This window comes from Priestia sp. FSL H7-0729, assembly GCF_038005685.1.
Lineage (GTDB): Bacteria > Bacillota > Bacilli > Paenibacillales > Paenibacillaceae > Paenibacillus.
The window spans coordinates 15,358-38,223 of record NZ_JBBOTQ010000015.1 but is presented as its reverse complement, the minus strand read 5'-3'; the positions used below and the strand labels follow the sequence as shown (position 1 = coordinate 38,223).

22 protein-coding genes are annotated in these 22,866 nt (G+C 47.8%); 11 read left to right on the top strand and 11 right to left on the bottom strand.

The genetic code is table 11. The features are described from left to right. The first annotated feature begins 67 nt into the window (after positions 1–67). Positions 68–2,050, top strand: a complete 1,983-nt coding sequence (locus tag MHH93_RS24050) for an LTA synthase family protein (protein WP_500056077.1) — start codon at positions 68–70, stop codon at positions 2,048–2,050. A gap of 98 nt (positions 2,051–2,148) precedes the next feature. Here MHH93_RS24050 and MHH93_RS24045 read toward each other — a convergent pair whose 3' ends face one another. The 5 genes from MHH93_RS24045 to cidR all read right to left on the bottom strand — a co-directional run bounded on the left by MHH93_RS24045 (position 2,149) and on the right by cidR (position 6,274). Next, positions 2,149–2,709: a hypothetical protein gene (locus MHH93_RS24045; RefSeq protein ID WP_500056076.1), complete on the bottom strand. Its 561-nt coding sequence runs from the start codon at positions 2,707–2,709 to the stop codon at positions 2,149–2,151. A 155-nt stretch (positions 2,710–2,864) separates the two neighbouring features. Beyond that, entirely contained in the window at positions 2,865–3,536 is a 672-nt protein-coding gene (locus tag MHH93_RS24040) for a hypothetical protein (protein WP_047840815.1), read from the bottom strand. A gap of 128 nt (positions 3,537–3,664) precedes the next feature. Beyond that, positions 3,665–4,339 (bottom strand): GNAT family N-acetyltransferase, encoded by a 675-nt coding sequence (locus MHH93_RS24035; protein ID WP_500056075.1) that lies wholly within the window; start codon positions 4,337–4,339, stop codon positions 3,665–3,667. Between the two features lie 81 nt (positions 4,340–4,420). Further along, on the bottom strand, positions 4,421–5,278 hold the full coding sequence (locus tag MHH93_RS24030; RefSeq protein ID WP_500056074.1) for a carbon-nitrogen hydrolase family protein: 858 nt from the start codon (positions 5,276–5,278) through the stop codon (positions 4,421–4,423). A gap of 111 nt (positions 5,279–5,389) precedes the next feature. Further along, positions 5,390–6,274, bottom strand: coding sequence for a cidABC operon transcriptional activator CidR (gene cidR, locus MHH93_RS24025; RefSeq protein WP_339298442.1), 885 nt, complete (start codon positions 6,272–6,274; stop codon positions 5,390–5,392). Positions 6,275–6,427: 153 nt separating this feature from the next. On the opposite strand from cidR, the gene MHH93_RS24020 reads away from it, so the two are divergent. From MHH93_RS24020 to MHH93_RS24000, 5 genes are all read left to right on the top strand, one after another. Next, positions 6,428–6,799, top strand: coding sequence for a CidA/LrgA family protein (locus MHH93_RS24020; protein ID WP_017691758.1), 372 nt, complete (start codon positions 6,428–6,430; stop codon positions 6,797–6,799). Then, complete coding sequence (locus MHH93_RS24015) at positions 6,796–7,476, top strand: LrgB family protein (RefSeq protein ID WP_440391168.1); 681 nt, start codon at positions 6,796–6,798, stop codon at positions 7,474–7,476. The genes MHH93_RS24020 and MHH93_RS24015 overlap by 4 nt, the downstream gene beginning before the upstream one ends. Positions 7,477–7,581: 105 nt before the next feature. Beyond that, positions 7,582–8,100 carry an AbrB/MazE/SpoVT family DNA-binding domain-containing protein gene (locus MHH93_RS24010; RefSeq protein ID WP_076209663.1) on the top strand — a complete coding sequence of 173 codons (519 nt, stop codon included), beginning with the start codon at positions 7,582–7,584 and terminating at the stop codon, positions 8,098–8,100. Positions 8,101–8,226: 126 nt separating this feature from the next. Further along, complete coding sequence (locus tag MHH93_RS24005; protein WP_500056073.1) at positions 8,227–8,922, top strand: Crp/Fnr family transcriptional regulator; 696 nt, start codon at positions 8,227–8,229, stop codon at positions 8,920–8,922. A 77-nt stretch (positions 8,923–8,999) separates the two neighbouring features. Further along, positions 9,000–9,839 (top strand): DNA alkylation repair protein, encoded by an 840-nt coding sequence (locus MHH93_RS24000; protein ID WP_500056072.1) that lies wholly within the window; start codon positions 9,000–9,002, stop codon positions 9,837–9,839. 59 nt (positions 9,840–9,898) lie between these two features. Here the strand turns inward: MHH93_RS24000 and MHH93_RS23995 are convergent, their stop codons facing one another. Beyond that, the gene (locus tag MHH93_RS23995; RefSeq protein ID WP_500056071.1) at positions 9,899–10,279 is read right to left on the bottom strand and encodes a DoxX family protein; all 381 of its coding nucleotides are present in this window, start codon (positions 10,277–10,279) and stop codon (positions 9,899–9,901) included. A 431-nt stretch (positions 10,280–10,710) separates the two neighbouring features. Here MHH93_RS23995 and MHH93_RS23990 point away from each other — a divergent pair, with 431 nt between their 5' ends. Beyond that, complete coding sequence (locus MHH93_RS23990; protein WP_026081419.1) at positions 10,711–11,010, top strand: winged helix-turn-helix transcriptional regulator; 300 nt, start codon at positions 10,711–10,713, stop codon at positions 11,008–11,010. Positions 11,011–11,088: 78 nt separating this feature from the next. Here the strand turns inward: MHH93_RS23990 and MHH93_RS23985 are convergent, their stop codons facing one another. The 5 genes from MHH93_RS23985 to MHH93_RS23965 form a co-directional block, all read right to left on the bottom strand. Next, positions 11,089–12,093 carry a Gfo/Idh/MocA family protein gene (locus MHH93_RS23985; protein ID WP_500056070.1) on the bottom strand — a complete coding sequence of 335 codons (1,005 nt, stop codon included), beginning with the start codon at positions 12,091–12,093 and terminating at the stop codon, positions 11,089–11,091. Between the two features lie 68 nt (positions 12,094–12,161). After that, a complete protein-coding gene (locus tag MHH93_RS23980) occupies positions 12,162–13,820 on the bottom strand; it encodes a glycerol-3-phosphate dehydrogenase/oxidase (protein WP_500056069.1) in 1,659 nt (552 codons plus the stop codon). 419 nt (positions 13,821–14,239) lie between these two features. Continuing rightward, complete coding sequence (gene glpK / locus MHH93_RS23975; RefSeq protein WP_500056068.1) at positions 14,240–15,727, bottom strand: glycerol kinase GlpK; 1,488 nt, start codon at positions 15,725–15,727, stop codon at positions 14,240–14,242. A gap of 28 nt (positions 15,728–15,755) precedes the next feature. Beyond that, complete coding sequence (locus tag MHH93_RS23970) at positions 15,756–16,325, bottom strand: glycerol-3-phosphate responsive antiterminator (RefSeq protein ID WP_500056067.1); 570 nt, start codon at positions 16,323–16,325, stop codon at positions 15,756–15,758. 192 nt (positions 16,326–16,517) lie between these two features. Further along, positions 16,518–17,285 carry a GTP cyclohydrolase II gene (locus MHH93_RS23965; protein ID WP_500056066.1) on the bottom strand — a complete coding sequence of 256 codons (768 nt, stop codon included), beginning with the start codon at positions 17,283–17,285 and terminating at the stop codon, positions 16,518–16,520. Between the two features lie 326 nt (positions 17,286–17,611). Here MHH93_RS23965 and MHH93_RS23960 point away from each other — a divergent pair, with 326 nt between their 5' ends. From MHH93_RS23960 to gntK, 4 genes are all read left to right on the top strand, one after another. Next, positions 17,612–18,886, top strand: coding sequence for an ABC transporter substrate-binding protein (locus MHH93_RS23960; protein WP_500056065.1), 1,275 nt, complete (start codon positions 17,612–17,614; stop codon positions 18,884–18,886). 160 nt (positions 18,887–19,046) lie between these two features. After that, the gene (locus MHH93_RS23955) at positions 19,047–19,913 is read left to right on the top strand and encodes a carbohydrate ABC transporter permease (RefSeq protein WP_091013252.1); all 867 of its coding nucleotides are present in this window, start codon (positions 19,047–19,049) and stop codon (positions 19,911–19,913) included. A gap of 20 nt (positions 19,914–19,933) precedes the next feature. Next, on the top strand, positions 19,934–20,761 hold the full coding sequence (locus MHH93_RS23950) for a carbohydrate ABC transporter permease (protein ID WP_036612996.1): 828 nt from the start codon (positions 19,934–19,936) through the stop codon (positions 20,759–20,761). Positions 20,762–21,058: 297 nt separating this feature from the next. Continuing rightward, complete coding sequence (gene gntK / locus MHH93_RS23945; protein ID WP_500056064.1) at positions 21,059–22,609, top strand: gluconokinase; 1,551 nt, start codon at positions 21,059–21,061, stop codon at positions 22,607–22,609. Positions 22,610–22,866 lie beyond the last annotated feature (257 nt).

Below are 22,866 nucleotides of genomic sequence, written 5' to 3'. Positions count from 1 at the left end.
TTTGACACAGCCTTGCCGAGATAGGATAATACTTGTTAAATGAAACTTCGGAAGGGAAGGCGGTACCTTGTCACGCAGTTCACTCACCCGATTTCTAAGCGGACCTTTTATATTCTTTACCATCATCATGATGATCAAAAGCTCATTGGCCTGGATTGTTATCTTCGATGACATTCCTGTCTGGAAACCTTTGCTGACCGAATTGCCTCTCATCTGGATCGGCTTCTGTCTAATTGAGTGGTTTGCCACCAAGCGGCGGATGTGGATGTATCTTGCCATGAATTTGCTGCTTTCAGGCATTTTCTTTGCAGCCATCATGTACTACAAATATTATGGTGTAATCGTTAACTATCACGCGCTGGCACAGGTAAATCAGGTGACTTCGGTCAAGAGCAGCATGTTCTCTTTGCTGGATCCCTATTATTTGTTTATTTTTGCAGATGTTCTGATCATTGGGGGGATACTCGTTCGTCGTCGGATCAAGCTGGGGAGTACAGAACGACCAAATCGCATTCCACTTGAACGACATGCCAGAAGACGGGTTGCTTCGGTCATTTTGACCTTGTCCATGATCCTGTGCATGCTTAACATATATCCCAATCGGGCTAGCATGAGTGAGCTTACACAAGCAGAACAGATGGGCATTCTTGGTTACGAGGCGTATACCATTCTGGATCGACCTGAGGATCTTGTGCCCATTGCACACATTGATCAGGCTGAAATTGACCAACTGAAGCAAACGACCGAATTTCCTGCGATTGTGGAACAGGGTGCAGCGAGCGGACGCAACGTGATTATGTTGCAGATGGAATCGTTTCAGAACTTTCTGATTGGATTAGAGGTGGATGGACAAGAGATCACGCCCAACCTGAATGAATTGGCTAGAAAGAGCCTGTATTTTCCGAACTTTTATCAGCAAGTGGGACAAGGAAATACATCAGACGCAGAATTCGTTGTGAATACATCGTTCTACACCCCGCCGAACGGGGCAGCAACAACTGTATATGCGGATAAAGCGCTGCCGAGTCTACCCAAGTTGATGTCAGCAAACGGATATCAGACAGCCACATTCCATACAAATGATGTTCGTTTCTGGAATCGGGATCAGTTATACAAGGCACTTGGATTCGACCAGTATTATGATATTGATTATTTCGGCGCACAGGATTCAATCGCCTTTTCGGCCTCGGATGAAGTGCTATATTCCAAAACACTGGATAAGCTGGAATCCATGCAGTCTTCGGGCAATCCCTTCTATGCCCATATCATCTCTATGTCAGCCCACCACCCGTACACTTTGCCTAAAAACAAGGTGAAGCTGACGCTGCCAGAACGTTACAAGGATACGTTGCCCGGTGATTATTTGATATCACAGCATTATGCGGATGAGGCAGTTGGACAGTTGATTGCTGGATTGAAAGAACGGAGATTATGGGAAAATAGCGTGTTCGTCTTGTACGGGGATCACCTGGGGCTTCCCATCTACTCACTGGATCGGGATGACAAAGTCCTTATGAAAGAGTTGTATGGCCGGGAATACACATCAGCAGATATGATTAATATTCCGCTCATAATCTCCGCCCCGGGCGTTACCCCGGGTGTGCAGCTGGAACAGATCGGAGGTCAGGTGGACATTCTGCCAACGATTGCGGGACTCACCGGCGTATCATTGGAGGACCAATTACACTTCGGACAGGATTTGTTGCGTGAAGGCGGAAATCTTCTACCCGAAAGATATTACCTTCCTTCCGGGTCGGTTCTAAACGATGCTTCTCTCTTCATACCGGCGAAAGGATACGGGGACGGAGCGCATTATTCCCTAGCTGATGCGGGCAGACAGGATTCCGGTCAACAGCAGATGAATATTCCTTTGGAAGAGACGCCGCAGATTTCAGCGGGCAAGGTACCTCCAGCAATAGTTACATCCAGTAACAGTGAGGTTTCTTCTTCACGGTTTATAACGAAGGATCAATATGATCGAGCATTGGATCTTGCACACTTGTCCAACAGTTATTTGAGCCAGCTACCGGATCGAAAGGCTACACCATAATTATCTTTCACTCGAACTCATCATGCGGCGACCTTCCTCTCTTACATAGACGGAGACGGAATGGTCGCTATTTATCTGTACAGAGCCAGACTAGTTGCCTATCCATTCGTGAGCAGACCATCAAAGAGCCAGTTGCCTTCCTCAGAACGAATGAAATAGAAATCCAATGCACCATTTCCATCAGACCATACTGTAGCCATATGTAAAATGACACGATCTGAATCCAGCGGATTAAATCCACGGTACTCCATATTATTCAGGCTAACGTTATGCAGAAAAGGGACTTCGTAATCACCCTGTTCCAGTTTTGAACTAATGATATTGTTATGCTGTGATATTTCTATGTTCGGTGAAGACACCGATTCAAGATATGTATAGTTATTGGATTGCATTGCCGCTATCAGTTTAAACGTGATGTTCAGCGTTTCTCTTAAACTTTCTATTTCTTCCTGCTTTTTTATGTCTTGTTCGTCTTTTTCCTTCTGGTTGTTCCGTACCTGCTCCTTCAGCAGTTCATTTTCCTTCCGAATTTGTTCGGTATCTATGGCTTCCTTGCATTCATTCTCCTGTACATCTGGTAGTGAAGCATCGTCACTTGGACTGCAGGCTGTTACAAATAAAACGAGCATCCATATCAACAAGATTCTGTATTTTCTCATCTGATCCCCTCCTTAATAAAAACGAAAATAACCATATATCCTCCATTTTTATGGTAACATATCCCATATAAAAGAAAAGAGTATCTTGTTCGTTCTGAACAATAAACCCAAAAAGACCCGAACCCGGTTAGTCCAGGTTCGGGTCTTTCAACTGATTACAACGGCAGTAGCGCAACAGACTTACGAGCAGTCAATTGTTCTACCATGGCAAGCCATTCCTGCGGTTTGTTCGGTAGCACCGCATAATACCGATTCAGGAAATCAGCCACCAGACTGGCTGGCAATTCACCGAGGGACTCATCGCCTGGCATAAAGCACAGATCCAATCCGCCAACCGCTTCCCCGTCCCCTTGCCAGGATGGATGAACATACGGGAAGTCCAGACGCTGGTATCCGAGATGGGACAGCACTTCACGACGGACATATGGGTCCATCGGCTTGATTCCGCCAAACTCATGATCCTGACTCAGATAAGGGTTATAGATTTCGGCAAACATGCCGAACAATTCTTTCCCGTTGGCTGCGGCCAACTTCTGCAGATCCCGCTTGCGGTGATTCGCCAGGAAACTGCCGATGCCCAGACCTTCACGCCCAATAATCGTAAAGTCCGTCATGGCTACGTTCCAATCCTCGTAATAACGGTACTCTGTCGCGCCAACGACTTGTCCTTCATGGACAGCCACGAACACCCGAATACCCGGATCTTCCAGCGGTTCTTCCCACAGGGGGAAGTCCAGCACTTCCTCCCGCGGGAAAATTTCCTGCATCAGCTTGTGCATTTGAGCAAATAATGGATCTTTAATGGATGTAATACGTGTGAATTCCATGCATGTATGCCTCCTTGTGTTGGATGTGTATTTTAATCATTCGTGTATATAGTTCGTTGAAAATTGGGCTTGATCTGTAATTGTGATCGCTATAACTTCTGCGGTTTGAAAGTTCAAGACAGCAACCTTTATCGAAATGGATTTCGCCACTCCATCAAGGCAGCATAATTGCAGGATTCTTCATCATCCAGATAGTCTGCGGTTACACCTACTGGCATGCGGCCGCAACGAAGCAGGAACGATATCACCGGATCATGCTTTTCCCCAACAGCCACTTGGTCCAGATATTCCTGCGCAGACAGTTGCTCTGCAACCAGATGATAACCTGGCATTCTGCCCGCACCGAGTAACCGATCCATCCCCTGTGCAATTACCAGGTGGTACATCGCCTGCATCATCAACTGAGCCAATCCCCACTTGCGGTACTTCGGACGGACACAGAGATCGACAATATACAGCGTGTTGCCATCCGGCTGATGGTTACGAATATAACCGTCATCTGTGACTTCGGCCCAGGTATGACTTGCTGGATGTACAGGGTCCCAATGCATCCGTAGCGAAGTCATTGAGCCAGCCAATTCTCCATCGACTTCAATACAGATGGCACCCTCCGGGTAATGCTGCACATGACTGGTGAGCTGCTCGTGACTCCAGAGCAGCTCTTCCGGATAAGGAGGAGGGAAACTCTCCGCCTGAATGCGAATAAGTTCCTCAAAGTCGGCTGCAATGTAATTGCGGACGACCACTTTTACCCTTTTACCATTCCGCTCCGGGTCGGTGATCAGCATTTCTTTCGTATACATGTTGCCGGATCGCCCCTTTCCCACTGACAAATGAATTCTGATAGATGTTTCGATGTCTTGTTCATTTATAAATGGAGTCGCCTACTCCCAATCGGTATATAGATCGGTACGGCGGTCACGCCAGGTCGTTACCGATCCACGTTCGCGTACCTCATACAACAAGTCCAGATCCAGATCGGCGGTCACGATCATATCGTTGTTAAGCTCACCCTCGGCCAGAATGCCACGTGGCGGGAACGGAATATCATTCGGCGTAATTATTGCAGCTTGTCCATAGTTGGCACGCATGAAATCAACCGTCGGCAAGTTACCCACCGTTCCGGTTAACACAACATACACCTGATTCTCCACTGCGCGGGCATGACTCGTATAACGCACACGGTAGAAGCCATGACGATCGTCCGTACAGGAAGGACAGAAGATCACGTCTGCGCCTTTGGCTTTGGCCATGCGCACAATTTCCGGGAATTCAATATCGTAACAGGTCAGCATGGCAATACGGCCTTTATCCGTATCGAACACTTCAAGTCCATTCCCCGGAGCCATATTCCATTCCTGAACTTCGGTTGGTGTAATGTGAATCTTGTCCTGGCGCGCGATGCGACCATCCGGGTAGAACATGTGGGCTGTATTATACAGCTTCCCCTCACGTCGAATGACGTGGGTTCCCCCGATGACATGCATACCGTACTTGGCAGCAAGTGACGTGAACAATTTTTCATATTGCTCCGTAAAGTTCGGCAGATCCTCAATGGTCAGTGCATTGCCTTGTTCGTCCCCAATGGACATTAATTGCGTTGTGAAAAATTCCGGGAACAGCACAAATTCAGTTCCATATTCACTTGCTGTCCGTATGTAATGCTCCGCCTGAGCGGCGAACTGCTCAAACGAGCTGATTGTGTGCAATTGGTATTGTACAGCGGATACCCGCAGTTTCATGTTCATACACCTCCACCATAATTATGCTTCCATTGTAACAACGATCCGGGGTCAACAAAAGAGTATTTACACTGGGCACTACAACCACAGAATAACCTTCCGATCGCTCCCTTACTCACCCAGCATCGACTGTGTGAACGCGATCCATTCTCTCGTGGCAAAAGACAGATAGCGGTCCTTCCGCCAAATCATGCCGAGCTGCCATGGAATCACCGGTTCTACCACGGGTATAATGCGCACGCGCATGTGGTCCACCTCACGACAGATCGTTTCCGGCAGTAAAGCTACACCCAGATTGGCGGCAACCATGGCGCTGAGCAGATCCCACTGAGAGCTCTCATACACCACCCTCGGCTGGAACCCCGCATGCTGGCAGGCCACAATAATCCGATCATGCAACGCAAAATCCTCCCGGAACAACACAAAGGCGTCATTTTCGAGTTCATGCAGCGCAACCGACTCTTTACCCGCAAGTGGATGTGAAGGGTGCACAAGCAGATTCAATTTCTCTTTCACAAAAACAAAATGATCCAACAGCTCGTCCACGGTTGGCAGTACGGCAACGCCAATATCCAGTGCACCGCTAATCACATCGGCCTCCACTTTTTTGGCCCCATCCTCAAATAGCTGAATGGTCACCTGCGGGTAGGCTTTGTGAAATTCGCCGATGATCATGGGGAAAAAGCTGGACCCCACCATCGGTGGCAAGCCAATGCGAAGATGGCCTTTCTTCAAGTTCATCAGATCGTCCAGTTCGGATGACAGATTGCGGAATGATTTTTCAATCTCAAGCGCCTGCCGAAAAAAAACATGGCCTGCATCGGTCAGTTCAACTTTCTTCCCATAACGGTCAAGTAACGTGATACCCAATTCCTCTTCAAGACTCTTGACCGTCTTACTGATGGTAGGCTGGGTGATATACAGTACTTCAGCGGCTTTGGTGAAGCTTTGCTGTCGGGCAACTTCCAGAAAATATTGCAAATGGCGGATATCCATCGTTGATCCCCACCTCTCATAGATAAATGGAATAGTAAACATTCTTAATATGCATTTTACTCATGAAAGAATGCCATGTAAAATTTATGATATCAAATGAAACATTTTCAAAAAAAATAAACGATAACGTTGATGATACAAGGAGGGATTGAAGTGAAAAAATGGGGCCTTGGCATTGCGCAGGTTGCGCTATTAATGGTTTTTTCACTACTTATGGACCTGCTGGCCCGTACTCTCCATCTTCCTGTACCGGGTTCGATTCTCGGTATGGTTGTGCTATTCATTCTGCTTCAGACTCGTGTCGTGAAGCTGCGCTGGATTGAAGTTGGAGCTGCATGGCTGCTTGGAGAACTACTATTATTCTTCATCCCGTCGGCCGTTGGCATCATGAACTATATGCCCATGTTGGAGCATGACGGATTGCAGATTTTATTCATCGTACTACTAAGCACATTTCTGGTCATGTCCTGCACAGGACTCGTTGCTACACGAATTGCGAAACGAAAGGAGCGTCACACCGGATGATTGGATTTCTCTGCCTGTTGTTAACCGTCGGGATCTATGCAGTAGCCAAACGAATGTATCGTAATCTGCCAAAAGTGTATCTATCTCCGTTGCTCATTACGCCGCTGCTTGTCGTCGGCATATTGCTCGCAACAGGAACGGATTATACCACGTATAGCAGTGGTGGCAAATGGCTGAGTCTGTTACTTCAACCGGCCACCGTGGCTTTTGCTGTACCGCTCTATACCTTTTTCCATGTACTCAAAAAACATATTTCCGAGATTGTCTTCAGTGTCATGACCGGATCGGTTGTTGCCGTGCTGTCTTCTGCCCTGCTTGCCAAATGGCTGCAACTGGATTCAGGCCTGATCCATAGCTTGATTCCGCGTTCCATTACCACTCCAATTGCGATGAACGTATCCGCAACGATTGGGGGAATTCCGGCAATTACCGCGGTTTTTGTCATTATGACCGGTCTGCTCGGAGTAATTATGGGCCCTTCTATTGTTAAAATGCTGCGCATTGACGGTGAGATTGCACGAGGCACACTGTTTGGAACCGGTGCCCATGGCACAGGAACATCCAAAGCGTTTGAACTGAGTTCCCTGACAGGTACCATCTCCAGCATCTCCATGGTGCTCGCCGCATTATTCACTTTAGCCGTTGCACCGATCCTTTCCAAACTTATTTTCCCATAATAGATGGAATTATCCCACTTTTTTGAAATATTATTGTTGTATTAAAGCCCTTTCTTCCTTACAATAAGGACAGGTTTTAATTGTGAATATTGCGGGGGAGATGCGATGAAAAGAACCGGAATGAAGAGATCTCTGGACCGTCTTGGACGAATTGTCCTTCCCAAAGAAATGCGGGATACGATGGAAATCCATATCGGCGATCCGCTTGAGTTTTTCATTGAAGGGAAAGAGTTGATTTTACGAAAGTACAAATCAACATTATGTATTTTTTGCGGTGACGTGGATACGGAAATGTATTTCAAAGAACAATTCATCTGCCGGACTTGTGCAATTCAATTAAAACACCCGGATGACTCTCCCGATTGGTTCGTACCTCAGAACAAACAGGCTCCTGCACCCGTGGAGCGTCCTGCTTCCAAATCCGCCTCTGTCTCATCTCCCGCTAGGGAAGAAGGGACCACAGCTGACAACCAAGAATATCCAGATTTGCGACCGAAAACGGCACGCATGCTGCAACAGATGAAAGAAATTGTTGAACAGAATCCTGGTTTGGCTCAACAGCAAATTGCGGAAAAGCTTGGCATCAGCCAAGGACGCGTCTCTCAATTAAAAAAGTTACTATAATCAAATGGCATTCGATCATTTATAGTCAGAAGACCTTCCAACTCAGGAAGTCCCGCTGCAAGAGAACCCGTTGTTTTTCGTGGGTTCTTCTTTTTTTTATATTCATATCGTAAAGGAAGGAGTCTTATGGATAAAATTCTGTATTTATCACAGTTCGACCTCATGTCCTGTTTGTCCGAGGCAGATCTGATTGAGATGGATGCGATGACTTCCATCACGACCATAGCTAAAAACAGACTGATCCAGACACCCGATACATTTACGGAGGGTTTCTATTTTGTAAAACGGGGAAAGGTTCGTTTATATACATTGAACCCGGAGGGCAAGCAGTTCACGCTCGATATGTTGACGGAAGGTAACGTATTTGGAGAGATGAACGGAATCTCACTCGGAACACGTGCCGTTTATATTGAAACGATGGAGGCGTGTGACATTTGCCTGATGGACAAGCCCCGTTTTGAGCAGTTTCTGATTGAACATCCACAATTTATGATGAGACTGATGAATCTGCTAAGCGATCGGATCAAGCGAATGAGCGAGTTGACACAGACGCTCGCACTCGGAAACCTGCATGAAAAGGTGATACACAATCTCTTTCGGCTGGCTGAACAGATGGGGTCGATCGAAGAAGATGAGTACTGCCGGATTCAACTCGCACTTACCCATCAGGAGATTGCCTGGATGGCGGGAGCCACACGGGAATCGGTCACCGTGGCCATGCAAGAGTTAGCAAGAGCAGGTCGTATTCGCACAGGATTCAAATCAGTCTCCCTTCATCGTGACGAAATCGCTACCCTTCGGAGCATCACTTCCCAGTTGTAAGCTGCCTTACATCCCTGTTCTCCGACAAGTTGTATTGTATAACGCATAAGTCTATACAACCAAGGAGGAGTATACCGTTGGATGCTAAATCAGATCTGTTGATCCCTGAAGCCATTCTTCTTCGCAAAGGTGCCCGTAAAGCAGCGGAAATCCCAGAGCACATCCGCAATGGGCTACAAGCAGGACAGATCGAATCGGTCAATCTGACCGAATGGCTGGCAGTAGATCATGTTTTTCTTTTTCAGAAGGTTACCCATGAATGGGGAATGGATGCTGAAACGATAGAAATTATGGAGCAATTAAAACAGATGAATGAGCATCGGATTATGAAAATCATTCCGGCCATTGGTATGCAATGGCTTAATCTGTTGAATCGTCTACCCATCTATGAACGCACGAATCTCTTTCGTTCCATTGCTGAGCATCGTTCAGACAGTGTACGCTGCTGGGCGGCTTATATTATTGGGCTGGATTCCGGTCTGGACCTGACTGAAAAGTTGGAGCATATTCGGCCCTTTGCAGCAGATCATCACTTTGGTGTGAGAGAAATCGCCTGGATGGCTGTACGGGAGTCCATCTCTGCCGAATTATCCTTAGCCCTGCAGCAGTTAATCCCATGGAGCGTTGACCCTGATCCACTGATCCGTCGCTTTGCTATAGAATCCATCAGACCTCGTGGCGTCTGGGCCAAGCATATTCAGGAGTTAAAAGAAAATCCGACCATGGCCCTTCCCTTGCTTGACGCGGTGAAATCCGATGCTCATAAGTATGTGCAAGATTCGGTAAGCAACTGGCTGAACGATGCCGGCAAAACAAATCCCGAGTGGGTCCGGCAGGTCTGTGCCACTTGGATTCAGCAGTCCGAGACCAAACATACACTGCGAATCATCACACGTGCCAAACGAAGTCTTACATAAAAAGATGACCACCGCTTATTGGCAGTGGTCATCTTCTGTATAGGCATCTTATCTCTCAATTATGCCTGAATTGTATCCATCTGACCTTCTTCTTCCGCTTCCAATCTGCGCATGCCCACAATCAGGACAATAATGTTAGCTACCAACAACACAGCCGGGAATGGAACCGCAGCATATTGTGCATAGATTATATGACTTCCCACGGCTCCAATCAGAATGAATGTCAGTATGCCAGAAGCCAGGATACGAGTCCGTGGAATCAGCAGTCCGACTGCACTAAGCAGCTCGGCAGCGCCGAGCAGATACATGGTCCATGTTGGATAAGAGAAACTTTCAAATGTCTGAATCATCATGTCTGCTCCACTAATTTTATTAAATCCCGTCATGACAAACACACCTGCAAGCACAACCAGAAAAATATAACCCAAAATTTTGTTCATATGTAGATCCTCCTGTGACAAATTATATGTTCCTACTATGTAATGCTATTTTTGCTGCACAATGTAAAAAAAGAATCTATGTAAAAGTTCCCAAAGGTCACTCTGTTTTTAATCGTTCAGTCCAGTTCCATTTTCAAAATAGTACGCGTTCATACTATACGTATTATTTATTACCAACTTACTTTTATGAAGTTAGTATATAATAATAATATAATTTCTTCAAGTAATTTTTCACCGTATGATGTATAATACATACAAAAGGTATGTTACAGTATATTTTGTAGTAACCCTCATTTCATTTACTTGAATGTTTCTACCATTCCAAGAGTGGCAGAAACCATGTCCTTTCATATACAACTGCGTAGAAAATGATCATGAATCGAGGTGAATATACGTTGAAACTGAGAAAAGCAAAAGCACCAAGTCCCTGTATGATCACTCAGGCCATAGACATCATAGGTAAGAAATGGGTACTGTTAATCATGTACCAACTGTTGTCTGGACCCAAACGGTTTACGGAGCTTGAAGCAGAGATGGCGATCAGTGGACGACTTTTATCGGAGAGATTGAAGGAAATGGAGACGGAAGGTATCGTAACCCGGCACATGTTCCCGGAGATTCCTCCTCGTGTAGAGTATGAATTAACACCCAAAGGCAGAGCCATTGAACCTGTCATTGATCAGATATACAGCTGGTCTTCCGACTGGTTGAAACAGCAGAAATCCGAGTAATCACAAAATACGCCTGAATCAGGCTGATCTGCGGATCAGTTCCCGATTCAGGCGTATTTATATTACGTTCAACTTTGATTAATGAGAGAGATGCTTCGAAGGCTGAAGCTTTACGGGCAGACCGGAATCTGCCGATGCCAATGCCGCCGTCGTAATCTCCTGTGTACGGCAGGCATCCGCATAATCGGATAGAATTCGTGAACGGTCTCCCGTACGCAGGGCGTGAATGAACGCTTCGTTCTCACGCTCGTATGGATTATGTCCTGCCGGAATCTCCAGGCCTGCCATCGCATGTGTTGCCGCACTTGGTAGAAGCAAACGTTCCGGCGTCCAATCCCACACACCTGCATCCGTGTAGAACTGGAGTCCTGCGCCGCCCTCTCCGTCAGGCAACAGACAGGTATTGGCGATACTTGCAATCGCTCCACTTTCCAGCTTGAGCGTCACATTCGCCACATCGGCAACGCTGACATGCTCATGCTTCTCATGCATGCTTCGCTGAGCTGCTACAGCATATACCTCCGTAACTTCTCCTGCACAATACCGAAGCAAATCTACAATATGTGTAGTCTGCTCAACGAATTGTCCTCCCGAACCTTCCTGACGCCGCCACCAAGCAACCCCTGGCATGCCACCCATCCAGCGGCCAAGAGCCATGCCGACCGTCTGTTCTTTCATCGCTTGCTGCAGTACCTGCGCAGCCTCCTGATAACGGAAATGGTATCCAACAGAGGTTAACAATCCGCTCTTTTGCACCTGATTCAACACCTGACGCGGAACGTCCATTCCAGTGCTCAAAGGTTTCTCCACCAGGAATGGAATACCACGACGAATTAATTCGGACTCAATCGATCCGTGAGACATCGGAGGAACACAGATGTACACCGCATCCAGCTTCTCACCATCCAGCATATGTTCAAGATCCCCGTAACCAACAGCATCATAGACTGAAGCCATCGCCTCTGCCTTTTCCAACGTTGTTCCACAGACACTCGCGACACGAACACCTTCCATCCGTGCAAGAATATCCGCATGCACCTTACTGAACCAGCCTGTTCCAATGATTCCAATCTGCAATGTCATGGATGTAATCCCCTCTCTATGTTACACGCTTACATGTTCCATTCGACTCGCAACCCTGAAATCCTGCCTCAGATTTTGCCGGATGCTTCCAGCAACAGCTGATCCAGTTCCTGTGTATGCTTGATCGCTTGCTCTTCCGACCAGTTCAAACGCCCAGCCATATAAGAGACAACCGATGCCTTATAACGACGGACCTCATCAATTCGGAAAAATAAATCTCCTGTTCTTCGTACCAAAAAGTCAGAAGGGGTTACAGCCATCTCTTCATCAATCGCATATTGTAACATCAGCAGTAGCTCCTGTGGCATGCCATGAAGCTCAGCCTTGGTACGGGGATCAGGCATTCGCTCATACAGTGCCTTCACATTGGAACCATACGTGCGAACCAGCCGCTCTGCGGCAGGTCGAGATAGCCCTAGAGCGACACCATCCTTGATTTTGCGCTCCGCGTACGATACAAATCCAGCCGAACCCCCTACGTCACCGCCCGAGATGGGCATCTTCTTCGTTACGCATGGGCCTATGGAATATCCGCTCTCCTGCTCCATCTGACGTGCGACCAGGTCAACGACCATCTCGGCCATCTTACGGTATCCGGTTAACTTGCCCCCGGCAATCGTAATGAGATTGGAATCGGAGACCCAAACTTCATCTTTACGTGAAATTTCAGAAGGATTCTTGCCTTCCTCATGAATGAGTGGACGCACACCTGCCCAGCCGGATTCCACATCCTTGGTACCAATGTGTACACTTGGAAACATGCCATTGATTGCATCAATCACATAATCACGATCCGAGTCGGAAATTTGCGGGTGTGCAGGATCATCCCGATATACGGTATCGGTCGTTCCTACATAGGTTTTGCCATCACGTGGGACAGCAAACACCATCCGACCATCTGGTGTATCAAAATAGACAGCCTGCCTCAATGGGAATCGTTCACCACCAAAGACCAAATGAATGCCTTTGGTCATCTGAAGCGTTTTACCCTGGCGTGAACCATCCAATTCCCGAAGACTATCTACCCATGGGCCGGAAGCGTTGATTACCTTGCTTGCTTTGAGCGTATAGTTCAGCCCATCGATCTGATCTATAACCTGAATACCGGTAATCTTGCCATTCTCCTTCAGAAAACCGTTTGCCTTGACGTAGTTCACTGCCAGTGCCCCATGTTTCACAGCTTCTTTCATGACCTCAATAGTGAGCCTGGCATCATCAGTCCGGTATTCCACATAGAGTCCCCCACCCAATAACCCCTGCTTCCGTAATAAAGGTTCACTATCTGACACCGCTCCAGCATTCAACATTTGGCGCCGTTCACTGCGCTTCACCCCGGCGAGCCGATCATACACCATCAGACCAATGGATGTGCTGAATCCGCCGAACGTACCTGCCGTGTAGATCGGTAACAACATTGGTTCCGGTGTGGTCACATGCGGCCCATTCTCATAAACGACAGCCCGCTCCCGTCCTACCTCCGCGACCATCTTCACTTCATATTGCTTCAGATAACGTAATCCGCCATGGACAAGTTTGGTCGAACGACTGGATGTACCAGCTGCAAAATCCTGCATTTCTACCAGCGCTGTCTTCAATCCACGTGAAGCTGCATCCAATGCAATCCCTGCGCCTGTGATTCCGCCGCCAATAATTAATACGTCAAAATGTGCATTCTCCATGCTTTGCAAATATTCGGTCCGGTGTGCTGACGAGAATGTTTCTGTCATTCTTGAACCTCCCAATTATCCCCTTGATATTTCCGCAAAAAAAACAAAAAAAGGACCACGTCATTCGCTCAGCAATTGCTGAACGGCACGTGGTCCCTCCCGATCTCCAGACATCATTTTTAACTTGTGCCTTTATCCTATCACAGATTTTTGACGGCGTGAAGTCCTGTTTTGACACATTATTCAAAAAAAATTCAAAAAGTTGTTCTGCCAAAGGATGGAATTTCAAATGAATCCACTAAACTTATTTTCTTCCTTATAGTGGATATATGGTTTTGCTTCTCCAGGAAGAATTACCCTGTAAATTGTGCATTAATTTCCACCAGTAAATATCATTTATAACATAAGTTTAGCGAAAAAGTACAAATACCCACACCGAGGAAAGTTCATTGCATTGCATTTCTTTTATTTCATTATTTTTATTTGAAGGCCATCGCTGCATTCACCGCACGCTTCCAGCCTGCATACAGTTCGGTCCGTTGTTCCTCAGCCATAACTGGACGGAAGACACGCTCCGTATTCTCATGATTGGCCAACTCATCCGCACTCGTCCAATATCCAACCGCAAGTCCTGCCAGATAAGCCGCACCGAGTGCCGTCGTTTCATTCACCGTTGGGCGTTCAACAGGAATGCCGAGAATATCACTCTGGAATTGCATCAGGAAATCATTCGCTGCCGCTCCTCCATCCACACGCAGAGCATGCACGGGAATACCGGAGTCGGATTCCATGGCCTCCAGTACATCTTTGGTCTGATACGCCAACGCCTCCAGCGTAGCACGGATAAAGTGTTCCTTCGTCGTACCTCGGGTCAGGCCAAACACCGCACCCTTAACCTCACTATCCCAATACGGACTGCCCAGTCCCACAAATGCAGGTACCATGTAAACGCCGTCTGTCGAAGGTACACGTGAAGCGTAATCCTCACTATCCTTGGAAGAGCGAAGCATTCTTAATCCGTCACGCAGCCACTGAACCGCTGAACCTGCAACAAAAATACTGCCTTCAAGCGCATATTCAACCTTGCCATTCATCCCCCAGGCAATAGTCGTAATTAGTCCGTGATCCGATTGTACCGGGTCCTCCCCCGTATTCATGAGCATGAAACAACCGGTACCATATGTATTTTTCATGCTGCCCTTGGTGTAACAGCCCTGACCAAACATCGCCGCCTGCTGATCTCCTGCCGCTCCCGCAATCGGAATCCGATGACCGAAGAAATGATACTCGGTCGTGTGTGCATACACCTCGGATGAACCTCTTACCTCCGGCAGCATGGCCTTAGGGATGTTGAGAATACCCAACAATTCATCATCCCATTGCAGATCATAGATGTTGTACATCAAGGTACGCGAGGCATTGGATATATCCGTGACGTGTGTACCCCCGCTCAGTTTCCAGATCAGCCAGCTATCAATTGTGCCAAACAGCAATTCCCCTTTCTCTGCCCGCTCCCGGGCACCAGGGACATGATCCAGGATCCATTTCACCTTCGTTCCTGAGAAGTAGGGGTCGATCAGTAATCCTGTTTTGCGGCGGAAAAGGTCCCCGAGACCTTGCATCTTCAATTCTTCACAGATATCTGCAGTCTGTCTGGACTGCCATACGACTGCATTATAGATGGGTCTGCCTGTTTCTTTGTCCCATACCACAACGGTCTCCCGCTGATTCGTAATTCCAATTCCGGCAATCTGAACGGGTTTAATTCCGCTCTCTGCCAGACATGAAGCCATCACGGCAAGAATGGAACTCCAGATTTCGTTGGCATTCTGTTCTACCCAGCCCGGTTTGGGGAAATACTGCGGGAATTCCTGCTGTGCAATGTGCACAATCTCCCCGCCCCGATTAAACAGAATAGCTCGGGAGCTGGTCGTTCCCTGATCCAGAGCCAATATATACTTTTCCATACAGATAACCTCCTGTTGTGGGTTCTTTTTACAGTGTAAGCGATTTCTCAAAGTGTCGGATCAGATCTGCATTGGATGTGGTCACTGCCGTAGCCCCGACGCCAAGCGCAAGTTCAACCTCTTCCGGTGTTCGAATCAACCCTCCTGCAATAATAGGGATACCGGTACGCACAGATACCTCCGCAATAATATGCGGAATTACGCCAGGTAGTACTTCAATATAATCCGGTTGGGTTTTGGCCAGCAAGAGATAACTTTTCTCCAATGCATGAGTGTCCAGCAGAAAAATACGTTGAATCGCTGTAACACCCTTTTGCTTGGCCTTCTGGATAACACTCGCTCGTGTAGAGATCAGTCCTGCCGGGCGAATGTGCTGACACAGATACTCTGCCGCATACTCATCATTTTTCAATCCCTGTACCAGATCTGCATGCAAAAGTATTTTTTTGTCGTACCGGCGCGCTTCGTCCATCACACTCTGAAGCTGTGCAATATGAGTTTCAAGCATTACCCCGTAGGTATAAGGGCCTTCAATCATCGCTTCAAACTGCTTCATGCTCTTTGCAGCCGGCAATATACGTTGTCCCTCAAATGGCACCTTCGTTCCTCCCGCATTCATCAGATGACTATATTGTATATTCCGTACTGTGAGAACGGCAAGACATTCGTGAATCATGAAAAGCGGATTGCTAACCTGTCATCCATGCAAAAAAAGCCGCTGTATACTTCTCCATAGCAGAGAGTACAACAACGGCTAATCAGCTTCATTGAATACGTCTATATAGAATGATTAAGCCTGCGCATGCGGAAGCATCGTCTCTGCCCCAGCCCATCCATCACTTTCTGCCAAGTGACCTGAACGGTTCACTTTCGTTTGCAGATATTTCTCGTTGAAAGCAGAGCGATCTCCCCACAGCGGAACACGTCCGCCCACATTCAATCCCGCTTCCTGCAAGGCAGCCAGCTTCCGTGGATTGTTGGTGATCAATGTAACGGGTGCAGAACGAAGCGCACGTAACACAGCAATCGCATCGTCATAATTACGAGCATCGTCCGTGAACCCGAGCTGCAAGTTTGCATCTACGGTATCCAGACCTTCTTCTTGCAAGATGTACGCCATCGCTTTGCTGAACAGACCGATGCCACGTCCCTCATGGTTCGCAAGATAGAACAGCGCACCTGCTCCATGCGCGGCGATCATTTTCATGGACTGTTCCAATTGGAAGCCGCAATCACAGCGTTTACTGCCGAAAATATCGCCTGTATGACAGATGCTATGCATCCGAATTAGCGCTTCTTGTGCTTCGGCAAAGTCACCATACACCAGAACACTGGATTGTTGACGCTCTGCCAGTTCAGCACCAGCAAGGGATTCAATTAACTCGCCGCTCTCCATCGCTTTGTCCGATTTCATCCAGCTGTACCACTGGAATGTCTTGGTTTCCCCATCGAGATTAACCGGAAGCTTAATCGGTCCCACAAGGTATATAAACTCTTTTCCACTCGGAAAAGTCTGGATTTTAGGGGCAAGCAGTTGAATAATATGTGAATTGATCATTGTCGTTCCTCCTGTTTAGGCCATCTTATATGTTGTTGATTGATTCGCATCGAAAGTGAATTTGGATCACTTGGATGTCATGTAGTACGTATCTATATTATTCTCATCATCATTAGTTACTTTATGTAAGTTAGTTTAGAATAAAAATTATAATGTGTCAAGTAACTTTTATTTTTAAAGTAACTACCCAATTTATGTTACGCAATCGTCACAAATATGTGTTTCATCTCAGGAATAATGGGTATGAGTTTATAAACTGCTCATACACTAATGTTGTAGTCCAAAGCACTTCATGCCTCGAACTTAATGATGAGGGGGTTATGCACATGATCCGCCGGAAAAGAACATGCTGGACAGCCATACTGATGGTCTGCGTCCTGCTCATAAGCGGATGCTCCATCTGGCCCGGACAGGACGATTCAGCGAACAACAAAAAGGTAACGCTTACATTATGGTACTGGAACCGTTCCATTGATGATAAGTTGATTGCCAGGGCTAAAGAAAAGTTCCCCAATATCGAACTGACAGCTCAGAAAATCGGCGGTGATTTCAAGGCAAAACTCAAAACAACACTCGCTGCACGCTCAGGTGAACCAGACATTGTGGCATTGAACGACTGGATTATGGAGCTCTTCCCCAGTGAGGACCGTTTCTATAATCTGTATGATCTCGGTGCTGGAGATATTGAAGACCAGTATCTGCCGTGGAAATGGAAGCAAGGCGTTACGCCGAGTGGACAGATGATCGGGTTCCCGATGGATACAGGACCGACCGCTCTCTTCTACCGAGAAGATCTGTTCAAGGAAGCCGGATTACCATCTGATCCTGAAGACGTTACACGTCAGATTAACAGCTGGGATGCTTATGCTGCTGCCGGAGAGAAAATTAAGGAAAAATTCGGAGGCAAGGTATTTCTGACCGATAACATTGGAAGCGTTTACAACCAAGTGTTATCGCAAGGAGCTGAACGTTATTTCCGTCCGGATGGATCATTCATCGGCATGGATTCTGCTCTGGTACGAACAAGCTGGGATACATCCATTGCTTTCAAGGAGAAGGGCCTACTTGCCAACGCAGACGGCTGGACTCCGGGCTGGAACGCAGCGATGAATAATGGTGAGATTGCCTCGTTCGTGGGTGCTGTCTGGATGAAGCAAGTGCTTCAGGAAGCCGCTCCGGATACATCCGGGAAATGGCGGGTTGCCCGGGCGCCAGGGGGAGATGGCAATAACGGAGGATCATTCCTGTCCATCCTGAAATCGAGTGAACATCCTCAGGAAGCCTTCGAACTGGTCCGCTGGCTGCAAAGCCCCGAGAATCAGTTGGAGCAGTATCAGACATTGAACCTGTTCCCTTCTGCACCAGGTGTATTTGACGACCCTGCCATGAAAGAGAAGGAACCCTTCTTCGGTGGGCAGGCGACCGGTCCTGTATTTGCCGAATCGGCACAGCAAGTGCCGGATGCTTTTTTTGGTGAAAGATACCCCTCTGTACACAACATTATTACGCGAAGGCTGAATGATATCGCGAAGCAAAATGCCAATACACAGCAGGTATGGACGGATACGGTACACCGCGTCGAGCGGGAATTGCAGCGGTGAGTAAAAGATTACAACGTTATCCTGATTACTGGTCCTGGTTTCATGTGGTCTCGTTATTCGCAAAGGAGGATTTCATATGGCTGTAACTGAACCTCGTCTTACGCCCGATCCTGGCAATACCAGACCTGATCTGGATCGGCAGAAGTCACTCTGGTCCAGAATGTGGGAGCATCGTGCACTCTATGTTGCGATATCGCCGTTTTATATTCTATTTGCCGTATTTGGCCTATTCCCGATTGGGTTCTCGCTCTATCTGGCTTTTCATAAATGGGATGGCATCGGTGTTATGACGTACAACGGGTTTAACAATTTCAAATACATGCTGACCGATGCCGAGTTCTGGCAAGCCGTAGGCAACACGTTCATGATCTGGATCTACTCAACGATTCCGATGCTCTTCTTCGCACTGATTATTGCCTTTCTATTACATGCACCATTTGTGAAGTTCCGCACCCTGTTTCGGGTCGGTTATTTCCTGCCGAACGTCACGTCCATTGTGGCGGTAGCCATTATCTTCGGTGCCTTGTTTGCCAACAACTACGGCTTTCTCAACTATCTGTTGCAGTCGGTCGGGCTACCGGTTGTGGAGTGGCTGAATGCACCATGGGGCATCAAAGTTGCGATCTCCTCCATGGTCGTCTGGCGCTGGACCGGATATAACGCCGTTATCTATCTGGCCGGGCTACAGAGTATCCCGCAGACTCTATACGAAGCAGCCAAGATTGACGGGGCATCCGCGATACAGTCCTTTTTCCGGATCACAATCCCGATGCTGCGTCCGGTCATCCTGTTCACAGTCATTACATCAACAATTGGCGGGATGCAGCTGTTCACCGAGCCACAAGTATTGGTAGGCAATGATGGCGGAGCTGGTGCGGCAGGCATGACGATTGTACTCTACCTCTACCGTGAATCCTTCATTAACAATTATTTCGGATACGGTGCTGCTGTTGGCTGGGGTATGTTCCTCATTATCGCCCTGTTCTCGATTGTGAACTGGAAGCTTGTTCAAGGCAAATCATCCTGATGTGATAAGGGGGAGCGCACATGGCGACCAAACACCTCAAATCGCTGGTGTTGTATACCGGTCTTATCGGGGGCATGCTCATATCCATGTTCCCGTTCTATTGGCTGATTGTAATGTCCACCCGGACAACGTCCGATATCTACAAGTTTCCACCGCAGCTCTGGTTCGGGGGCGAATTGTGGAATAATATTACGCGAGTGTTACAGCAGATTGATTTTTGGGGCGCCTTTCTGAATACGTTGTTTGTGTCGGGCCTTGTGACCATTCTTGTACTTTTTTTTGACTCACTGGCGGGGTTTGCGTTTGCGAAGTTTGAATTTCCCGGCAAAAAGTGGCTCTTCATCCTGCTGCTCGCGACCATGATGGTACCTTCTCAACTGTCACTGGTGCCTTCCTTTGTACTCATGGCTACGTTTGGCTGGGTCGGTTCATTCAAAGCCCTCATTATTCCAGGCATGGTTAATGCTTTCGGCATTTTCTGGATTCGTCAGTACGCGACAGAGTCGATTCCGAACGATCTGCTCGATGCAGGACGAATCGACGGCTGTAATTTTTTCCGACTGTATTGGAACGTGGCACTGCCGATTCTGCGACCTGCCTTTGCTTTCCTCGGCGCGTTCACCTTTATCGGGGTATGGAATGATTATCTGTGGCCTTTGATCGTCCTGACGGATGAACGCAAATACACGCTGCAGATTGCATTGTCTCAATTAAACGGGCTGTATAACACCGACTACGCGATGGTAATCGCAGGTACGTTGCTTGCCGTCATTCCGCTGATTGTCATGTTCCTGTTCATCAGCCGTCAGTTTATTTCGGATATTGCCGCAGGAGCGGTGAAGGATTGAAGATTGTAAAAGCATAGCGTGGTCTGATCCATTTTGATCCATCCCTCAAGTCTGATATTCTTATCTATAGTAGAAATAACAGATGCCATATAAGTTGGATGAATAGCGCCACGTGCGCGAAGGGGACAGAAAGGGCCTGAAGAAATGTAATGTTCGCATTTATAACCAAATTTCTCCCTTTGAAGAGGGGATCAAAGAAATTTGGGGATAACGGCGATCGGAAGGCTTTCTGTACCCGAAGTGTTAACGTGTAACAGCATTCTTTCACTTATATATTTAAGAAAGAGGGATGACATAATGGCTTCTTCACCCTATATGATCGGCGTAGATATCGGCACGACCTCCACAAAGGCCGTTTTGTTCGAACAGAACGGCACCATTGTGGCTCAAGGCAGTGCCGATTATCCGCTGCACACCCCCACACCTGCGATTGCGGAGCAGGATGCGGAAGATATTTTCAAAGCAGTCATTGAATCGGTCAAACAGGCGACCACCAAAGCAGGAGTTAAGCCGGACGAGATCCTATTTGTCTCGTTCAGCTCAGCCATGCACAGCATTCTGCCTGTCGATCAACACGGCACACCGCTGATGCGAGCCATGACATGGGCAGATAATCGCAGTGCCGAGTGGACCGAAGTACTCAAATCGGAGATGAATGGTCACGAAATCTATCTGAGAACAGGTACACCGATTCATCCGATGTCCCCACTCACCAAGATTATGTGGCTCACCCGGGAACAACCGGAACTGTTCCAGCAGACGCACAAATTCATATCGATGAAAGAATATGTCTTCTATAAATTATTTTCCGAATACGTCATTGATTACTCGATGGCCTCCGCCACCGGTCTCATGAATCTGGAGAAACTCGACTGGGATGCAGAAGCGCTGCATGTGGCGGGCATTACCCCCGAACACCTGTCCCGATTGGTTCCAACCACTCACGTGCTCAAACATGGATTGCACCCGGAGTACGCCAAGGAGATGGGCATTGCGTTCACCACACCGTTTGTTATCGGGGCAAGTGATGGCGTGCTCTCCAATCTGGGCGTGAACGCCATTGATCCAGGCGTTGTAGCCGTGACCATCGGTACTAGTGGAGCGATTCGTACGGTCGTGGACAAACCGGTGACCGATCCGAAAGGACGTTTCTTCTGTTACGCACTCACCGAGGATGCATGGGTCATTGGCGGACCAGTGAACAATGGCGGTGTTATTTTCCGCTGGATTCGGGACGAGTTTGCGGCTTCCGAGGTAGAGACCGCGAAACGACTTGGCATTGATCCGTATGAAGTGCTCACTCGTGTCGCCGAAAATGTACCTCCGGGTTCGGAAGGGCTCTTGTTCCATCCGTACATGACAGGTGAGCGGGCTCCGCTCTGGAATCCGAATGCACGTGGCTCGTTCTTCGGTCTGACGCTGCATCATAAGAAGGAACATATGATTCGCGCAGCGCTCGAAGGTGTATTGTTCAACCTGTACACGGTTATGTTGGCGATTGAAGAAAAGATCGGTCGTCCGAAAAAAATCCAGGCCACAGGCGGCTTCGCCCGCTCCGAGTTGTGGCGGCAAATGATGGCTGATATTTTCGACCAGGATGTCATCATCCCCGAAAGTATTGAAAGCTCCTGCCTCGGCGCAGCCGTACTGGGCTTGTACGCCCTGGGTCGCATCGATTCTCTGAGTGCCGTATCCGGCATGATCGGATCAACACACCGGCACCAGCCTGATCCGGAAAGTGTCCGCGTCTACCGGGAACTGCTGCCGATCTTCATCCGCATCTCCCGTAAGTTTGAAGAAGAGTATGCAGATATCGCTGCTTTTCAGAACAAGACGATGCAAGGGTAGGAAAGGCGTGAAGATAACCGGAGAATGGGGCGTTTTAGGTTTTGAGGATTGGGGTTTGATTGTTGGGTTAGGTCTGGGGGTTGGGTTGGGATTGGAGATTTGGAGCGTTTGAGGATGGAGCGGAGTTAAAAGCCTGAATGTTACACGTTGGAGAGTCAAAACGTTGAACACGGAGCAGCTAACGAATCGTAAACGTCTTATTTGCAGCTTTTAGCGTGTTTTCAAAATCTAACGAATCTGAGACACCTTATATCAGC

Bases quoted from the DNA above. Each gene is read 5' to 3' on its own strand.
- MHH93_RS23950 (WP_036612996.1), top strand. From the start codon at position 19,934: ATGGCGACCAAACACCTCAAATCGCTGGTGTTGTATACCGGTCTTATC.
- MHH93_RS23985 (WP_500056070.1), bottom strand. From the start codon at position 12,093: ATGACATTGCAGATTGGAATCATTGGAACAGGCTGGTTCAGTAAGGTG.
- glpK (WP_500056068.1), bottom strand. From the start codon at position 15,727: ATGGAAAAGTATATATTGGCTCTGGATCAGGGAACGACCAGCTCCCGA.
- MHH93_RS24005 (WP_500056073.1), top strand. From the start codon at position 8,227: ATGGATAAAATTCTGTATTTATCACAGTTCGACCTCATGTCCTGTTTG.
- MHH93_RS23995 (WP_500056071.1), bottom strand. From the start codon at position 10,279: ATGAACAAAATTTTGGGTTATATTTTTCTGGTTGTGCTTGCAGGTGTG.
- MHH93_RS23980 (WP_500056069.1), bottom strand. From the start codon at position 13,820: ATGACAGAAACATTCTCGTCAGCACACCGGACCGAATATTTGCAAAGC.
- gntK (WP_500056064.1), top strand. From the start codon at position 21,059: ATGGCTTCTTCACCCTATATGATCGGCGTAGATATCGGCACGACCTCC.
- MHH93_RS23965 (WP_500056066.1), bottom strand. From the start codon at position 17,285: ATGATCAATTCACATATTATTCAACTGCTTGCCCCTAAAATCCAGACT.
- MHH93_RS23960 (WP_500056065.1), top strand. From the start codon at position 17,612: ATGATCCGCCGGAAAAGAACATGCTGGACAGCCATACTGATGGTCTGC.
- MHH93_RS23990 (WP_026081419.1), top strand. From the start codon at position 10,711: ATGATCACTCAGGCCATAGACATCATAGGTAAGAAATGGGTACTGTTA.
- MHH93_RS24015 (WP_440391168.1), top strand. From the start codon at position 6,796: ATGATTGGATTTCTCTGCCTGTTGTTAACCGTCGGGATCTATGCAGTA.
- cidR (WP_339298442.1), bottom strand. From the start codon at position 6,274: ATGGATATCCGCCATTTGCAATATTTTCTGGAAGTTGCCCGACAGCAA.
- MHH93_RS23955 (WP_091013252.1), top strand. From the start codon at position 19,047: ATGTGGGAGCATCGTGCACTCTATGTTGCGATATCGCCGTTTTATATT.
- MHH93_RS24045 (WP_500056076.1), bottom strand. From the start codon at position 2,709: ATGAGAAAATACAGAATCTTGTTGATATGGATGCTCGTTTTATTTGTA.
- MHH93_RS24010 (WP_076209663.1), top strand. From the start codon at position 7,582: ATGAAAAGAACCGGAATGAAGAGATCTCTGGACCGTCTTGGACGAATT.
- MHH93_RS24040 (WP_047840815.1), bottom strand. From the start codon at position 3,536: ATGGAATTCACACGTATTACATCCATTAAAGATCCATTATTTGCTCAA.
- MHH93_RS24030 (WP_500056074.1), bottom strand. From the start codon at position 5,278: ATGAAACTGCGGGTATCCGCTGTACAATACCAATTGCACACAATCAGC.
- MHH93_RS24035 (WP_500056075.1), bottom strand. From the start codon at position 4,339: ATGTATACGAAAGAAATGCTGATCACCGACCCGGAGCGGAATGGTAAA.